At 53.0% G+C, this 1,372-nt stretch carries 3 protein-coding genes; 1 reads left to right on the top strand and 2 read right to left on the bottom strand.

What is annotated here, in order from left to right; all coding sequences use genetic code 11:
- Positions 1-618: putative protein N(5)-glutamine methyltransferase (locus tag TJ79_RS04565; RefSeq protein WP_040949119.1), on the top strand; the 618-nt coding region annotated here is incomplete at its 5' end.
- A 194-nt stretch (positions 619-812) separates the two neighbouring features.
- Here TJ79_RS04565 and TJ79_RS27945 read toward each other — a convergent pair.
- Positions 813-995: a hypothetical protein gene (locus TJ79_RS27945; RefSeq protein ID WP_238322790.1), complete on the bottom strand. Its 183-nt coding sequence runs from the start codon at positions 993-995 to the stop codon at positions 813-815.
- Between the two features lie 84 nt (positions 996-1,079).
- A partial coding sequence (locus TJ79_RS27940) for a hypothetical protein (RefSeq protein WP_238322788.1) occupies positions 1,080-1,372 on the bottom strand: 293 nt, incomplete at its 5' end.

Here is a 1,372-nt window from a genome sequence, read left to right as displayed (position 1 = left end):
GTCGGCTGGGCGGAGTTTTGCGGCCTGCGGATTGAGGTTTATCCCGGTGTGTTTATCCCCCGGAAACGAACGGAGTTTCTTGCGCACCAGGCTGCCATTCATGCCCGGTCCGGTGCTGTCATATTGGACTTGTGCTGCGGATCGGGGGCCTTGGGAGCAACACTTGCCGCTGATCTGGAGCAAATCGAGTTGATCTCTGCAGATATCGATCCCACAGCGGTACGCTGCGCCAGACGCAATGTCGCACCCTACGGCGGAAGAGTATTCGAGGGCGATCTCTACACACCGCTGCCCTTGGAGCTGCAAGGCCGAGTTGACTTATTGGTTGCCAACGCCCCCTATGTTCCTACCGATGCCATTCGTTTGCTGCCTGCCGAAGCGCGTCTCCATGAGGCGCGAATCGCGTTGGACGGGGGAATTGATGGCCTTGATATCCAGCGCAGAATCGCCCTATCGGCGCCGCAATGGCTGGCTCCCGGAGGCGTCTTGCTGATGGAAACCAGCGAAAGGCAGGCCACGCAAACCCGCGAGATCATCCGTAAGTGCGGCTTGATACCCGAGGTAGCCCATTCCGATGAAATGGACGCCACCGTTGTCATCGGTGCAAAAATCAGATGATTGATAACGGAAGATTTTCATGATATGATGAATCCCATCATAAGGCGATGAAGAGAAAAAATGACAAAGGCTCTTATGTCCAGAGAGCAGAGGAACCGCTGAAACCTTTGCCGTAACCCTTTTGTCAGATGTCATCTCGGAGCTGTTGACCGAAAGCCGATCGAGGTAGATGACCTCATTCGGATCAAATAGGCTCAACCGGTCTGGCACACGTTATCGTGCTGCAGGTAAGGAACGTCTCTTACCTCTAAAGGCTGAAACCGCGAGGTTCCGGCAAACCAGGGTGGTACCGCGAAATGTTCCCCTTTCGTCCCTTGGCTGACAGTGTAATCTGTCGGCTGAGGATGGAAGGGGTTATTTTTTTTCAAAACCATCATTATGAAAATGAAAAAGCGATGAAGAGAAAAAATGACAAGGGCTCTAATGTACAGAGAGCAGAGGACTCGCTGAAACCTTTGCCGTTATCCCATGTCAGACGTCGTCTCGGAGCCGTTGCCCGATAGCTGAAAAGACCGTATGCGGCATGCAGTAAGCGGTCCTAAGATGTAGGCGCAACCGGAATGGCACACGTTATCGTGCTGCAGGTAAGGAACGTCTCTTACCTCTAAAGGCTGAAACCGCAAGGTTTCGGCAAACCAGGGTGGTACCGCGAAATGTTCCCCTTTCGTCCCTTGGCTGACAGTGTAATCTGCCGGCCGAGGATGGAAGGGGTTATTTTTTTTGCATAGGAGGATACCAAATGGAAAAGGTTTCG

Source organism: Gorillibacterium massiliense (genome assembly GCF_000455485.1).
Lineage (GTDB): Bacteria > Bacillota > Bacilli > Paenibacillales > NBRC-103111 > Gorillibacterium > Gorillibacterium massiliense.
The sequence above is the reverse complement of the archived record's forward strand: the minus strand, read 5'-3'. Positions and strand labels throughout refer to the sequence as shown.